Raw genomic sequence first — 5,224 nt, forward strand, 5'->3', positions numbered from 1 at the left:
GATTTTAGTCAGGATATATATATAGGGGCTTATTTTTTTCATACAGCTTTTTTTAGTCTGTTGAAAAAAATTTCAAACTTTGGTTCACAAAATTATGAACCAACAAAACCTTTTGTATATTTGCAGCGTTAATCGGAGAAAGCAATAAAAGCCAATATGACACTTACTAAAGAACAACAACAGATAATAGAAAGGATTGGGGTATTCTTTGAAAGAAAAGGTCATCAACCGATATTAGGTAGAATCATAGGATTACTAATGATTGTTGATGAGGCTGAAGCAACATTTGAAGATATTCAGAATGCTTTATTTGTAAGCAAAAGTGCCGTAAGTCAATCACTTACCTTATTGCAAAGTCAAAATAAGGTTGACTATACTACCAAACCTGGGGAAAGAAAACGATATTTTAGACTGAAGATTCGTAATTGGAAAGAAGATATTCAGGAAGACATTATAGGCGTATTTAAGTTCAATGATATTGTAGAAGAAATCATTGTGCTTAGAGGAGATAAAAATCAGGAGTTTAACGGTTATTTGGTTGAAGTGTCTAAATTCATGAAGTATTTAAGGGATGAGATGCCAAAATTGATCGAAACTTATAAAAAACAAATCGAATAATTTTTTTATTTCGCTTGGTTCATAAAAAACAGAACAAACTATTATTTACTAAATATAATACAATTAAATAAAATGAAAAAACAAAACTGGTTACCTCTTATACTAATCCTATTTTTAGGAGAAGTGGTGCATGCACAAGAGGGCATTAAGGGAGGATATACCTTAAAAGAGTGTATTGAATTGGGATTGAAAAATAATGCTCAAATCAAAAAATCTATATTAGATGAGCAAGAAGCAGGATATTTAAGAAAAGAAATAACGGGTACTGGATTACCACAACTAGAGGCCTATGGTAACTATAACAATTTCTTAGATGTGTATCCGCAAGCAATTCCGGGAGGAGTATTGGATCCAAATTCTGATCCGAATGGAGTGGATGTGATTGCTTTTGGAGTCCCTCAGAGTTTGAAGGGAGGAATTCAATTAAGCCAGTTGGTATTTAGTCAATCCTACCTTGTAGGATTAAAAGCAGCCAAAACCTCTGAAGAGTTTTACAGACTAATCACCGATATGACGACTGAAGACATTATTTATGACATTGCCTTGAACTATTACGGTGTTATTGCGACTGAACTTCAAATGATAAATTTGGAAGCAAACCACGACAAACTTGTGAAGTTAGAAGCAATTATTAAGTCTCAGTATGAAAATGATTTGGCAAGGAAAGTGGATTATAATAGGGTTAAGGTAAACCTGACAAGTTTAGAGACTCAAATGGATAATCTTGAAACGCTTATCGAACAAAGAAGCAATTATTTAAAATTGGTAATGGGTATTCCTGTAGCAGATGAATTGGCACTTGCAGCCTATAACTTCGAAGAGCAACACGATCAACAGGAAATATTGCTGGAAGATCCGGATCTTAGCAATCGTTATGACCTGCAGGTATTGGACAAACAGCAGGAGTTAAATGCCCTTAATATTAAGAATATAAAATCAGGATATTATCCCACCATTGCTGCCTTTGCAGATCTTAATTACAATGCATTTTCAAAAAGTTTTGATTTTTTATCAACTAGTCACCAGTGGTATAGGGGCTCTTTAGTTGGCATACAATTGAACATCCCCATCTTCGACGGAAATCAGAAAAAAAATAAGATTGCTCAAGCGAGGATGCAAAGTGAAAAATTGAAACACGATCAATATTTGGCAGAGCAAAATGCTCAAGCTTCCTATTTGAATGCGGTTAAGAAAATGAATAATAGTTTGAAAAGTCTAGAAGCTCAACAATCCAATTTGGTTTTATCTGAAACCGTTTTTGATCAAACGAATCAACTGTATAGAGAGGGATTATCTCCTTTGACAGATGTTTTAGATTCAGAAACTGCGCTTAGAGAAGCCCGATCCGCTTATTTTAATCAAATTATCAATGTAAAAACTGCAGAAGCAGAACTCTACCAATCCATTGGTCAGATTGAAAAGATCGCAGAATAAATTAAATAGAAATTAATAAGAAAATTGTTTCAAATAATTATGAAAAAATTAATCACCCCCTTGGTATTTGTGTTTATAGCCGCTGTTATTGTTCCAAGTGTTTTAGCGTTTATGTATTCCTGCTCAGTCATAGTCTTTACAAAAACAAGCAAGAAATGGAAGTTAAAGCAGAAGAAGCCATGAAAACAAGTGAGTCAATTCCTGTGAGAACACAAGAAGTTGCCAAAACTTCAAATGCCCTTTCATATACTATTAACGGTACTTTTATTCCTAGCAGGGAGTTGTTGCTTAAGTCTGAAGGAAGTGGTAAAGTAACGCGTATCTATAAAGAAAAAGGAGACGATGTTTCCAAGGGAGAGGTCATTGCCAAATTGGATGATGAATTGATACAAGCTGAATTGGCCATTGCTGAAACTAAATTTAATCAATATACCAGGGATTTGAGCAGGTATGAAAATCTGGCAGGTACAGAAGCTATCACTGAAAAACAGCTTGAAGAAATTCAGAATGCTCATAAAATGGGGGCTTCAGAGATTAAAATGATCAACAGAAGACTTGCCAATACCGTAATCACTGCGCCTATTTCCGGATTTATCAATAAGGATTTTATTGAAATAGGGACTTTAATGAGCCCGGGAATGAATGTAGTAGAAATCGTCGATGTGATGCCGCTAAAATTAATAGTGAATGTATCAGAGATGGAAATCGCAAATATACAGGTTGGAGATACTGTGAAAGTTAAAGTAGGCGTCATTCCTGATCAGGAATTTACCGGTAAAGTTTCGTTTACAAGTAACAAAGGTGATGCCTCCTTGAAATATCAGGTAGAAATTGAATTAGAAGACGTATCGGAAAAAATAAAACCTGGAATGTTTGCCTATGCTACATTTGAATACCCTGCACAGGAAGCCATTATGATTGAAAGAACCTCGCTTATCAGAGGAATAAAAAACCCTGAAGTATTTGTATTAAAGGATGGTAAAGCCAATTTAAAGAAAATCAAAATTGCGCAAGTAGGGAATAACAAGCTTATGCTTCTTGAAGGTTTAAATATTGGCGATAAGTTGATCACCTCCGGATTGATCAACCTTAAAGATGGAATGGCGGTAACTGAAATTCAATAGTAGAAGCGATGCAAATTACTAAAATATCTATACAAAGATCCACCATAGTGGTGGTGCTCTTTACCATATTGACTTCCCTGGGGATTTTTTCCTACAGTCAAATGTCCTATGAGCTATTACCGAAGTTCAGTCCAAATGTAGTTACAGTGTCCACACTTTATCCGGGCTCTGCTCCGTCGGAGGTGGAAAATTCAGTTACTCGAAAACTGGAGGATGCATTGGCATCCCTGGAAGGGATTGATGTCATGAAATCTACTTCTCTGGAAAGTTTTTCTATCATTACCATTGAGCTAAAAGATGAAGTAGATGTAGATGTTGTTTTACAAGATGCTCAACGTAAGATAGATGCCATCCTAGGAGATCTTCCGGATGATGTAGACCCTCCTTCCTTAGGCAAGTTTAGTTTGGATGATATGCCTATCATGCAGTTGGGGGCTTACTCAACAATGAGTGCCACAGATTTTTATGATTTGATGGACCAACGTATCCAGCCTACTTTGGCTCAGATTGACGGTGTGGCTCAAGTAAATTTATTGGGAGGAACTGAACGGGAAATTAAGGTAAATCTGAATCAAAATAAGCCATAGCCACGGAAAATTTAGATTTTCCTACAGGAAAGCTTATTAGTGATGATGAGCAAATATTGATTCGATTGGCCGGAAAATTTACATCTGTTGATGAAATAAGAAACCTTGTGGTGGCGCAAAATGGTGCCTCTATTATTAAAATAAAAGATCTCGCAGAGGTAGTTGATTCGAATAAGGAGGAAGAAATCTTAAGTAGATTAAACGGAAATGCTGCGATTGGTGTATCCATTCAAAAGCAGTCGGACGCCAACGCGGTGGATGTTGCCGAAAATGTAACCCTTGCATTGGCCGGTCTAGAAGAAACGTATAAAGACAATAGCCTAAAGTTTGAAGTTTCTCAAGACAGTTCAACTTTTACCTTAGAAGCTGCAGATGCTGTGATTCATGATTTAATTATAGCGGTTGTATTGGTGGCAGTAATCATGTTATTGTTTTTACACAGTATCAGGAATGCCGTGATTGTAATGATAGCAGTACCTGCTTCCATCGTTGCTACATTTACAGTGATGTATTTGGCCGGTTTCACACTTAACCTAATGAGTTTATTGGCCCTTTCGCTAGTAGTGGGGATCTTGGTGGATGATGCTATTGTGGTGATCGAAAATATATATCGACATATGGAGAAGGGAAAAACTGCCATACAAGCTTCCTATGACGGAATCCGAGAAATTGGAGGTACAGTAGTATCCATTACACTGGTAATTGTGGTTGTATTCGTTCCGTTGTCCATGACAGGAGGCTTGATTGCCGGTATATTGACTCAATTCAGTATAACTGTGGCTGTGGCCACTTTGATAAGTTTATTGGTTGCTTTTACTTTAATCCCACTTTTAACTTCCAGGTTTTCAAAATTGGAACATGTGGATGCTAAAAGTATTTTCGGTAAAATAATCAATGGCTTTGAAAAAATACTTGACAGTATCGTGGCCTGGCTGACAGGTATTCTTAGTTGGTCATTTAACAACAAAGCCATTACATTAATTTTGACTTTTGTAATGTTTGTCTCCTCCTTTATGCTTGTAAGTAATGGTTTTATTGGGAGCGAATTTGTTGGTCAAGGTGATAAAGGAGAATTCTTGATGAGGATTGAGCTTCCTAAATCTGCTACTCTGGAGGAAACTAATTTTAAAACCATGGAGACGGAACATTTCCTAAGGAAATACCCTGAAATAAGTGGAATCTTTACTTCAGTTGGACAAACTACTGGTGTTTTTTCTGGGGCTACTTCCACACCATATGCTGCTGAACTAACAGTTAAAATGGTACCGGCAGAGGAGAGAAATACCACAGCACCGGAATTTGCCAGAGAAATGGAAATTGCCTTGGAAGAAAATATTGTAGGAGCTGAGTTTACTGCTGTGCCGATTGCCATTACAGGTACAGCCAGTGATGCACCTATACAAATCCTACTTTCAGGTCCGGATTTAGACGTTTTAAAGACTTTTTCGGATAAGGTATTGG

At 36.6% G+C, this 5,224-nt stretch carries 3 protein-coding genes and 1 pseudogene; all 4 read left to right on the forward strand.

Annotated elements, in window-relative coordinates:
- Positions 1-156 precede the first annotated feature (156 nt).
- The gene (locus AAC037_RS19310) at positions 157-618 is read left to right on the forward strand and encodes a hypothetical protein (RefSeq protein WP_339904903.1); all 462 of its coding nucleotides are present in this window, start codon (positions 157-159) and stop codon (positions 616-618) included.
- A gap of 72 nt (positions 619-690) precedes the next feature.
- Positions 691-2,052 carry a TolC family protein gene (locus tag AAC037_RS19315; protein ID WP_339904905.1) on the forward strand — a complete coding sequence of 454 codons (1,362 nt, stop codon included), beginning with the start codon at positions 691-693 and terminating at the stop codon, positions 2,050-2,052.
- Positions 2,053-2,207: 155 nt separating this feature from the next.
- On the forward strand, positions 2,208-3,176 hold the full coding sequence (locus tag AAC037_RS19320; RefSeq protein ID WP_339904907.1) for an efflux RND transporter periplasmic adaptor subunit: 969 nt from the start codon (positions 2,208-2,210) through the stop codon (positions 3,174-3,176).
- A gap of 8 nt (positions 3,177-3,184) precedes the next feature.
- Positions 3,185-5,224 (forward strand): annotated as a pseudogene (locus tag AAC037_RS19325) (efflux RND transporter permease subunit); the annotation flags it as partial.

It is taken from the genome of uncultured Cyclobacterium sp., from assembly GCF_963976465.1.
Classification (GTDB): domain Bacteria; phylum Bacteroidota; class Bacteroidia; order Cytophagales; family Cyclobacteriaceae; genus Cyclobacterium.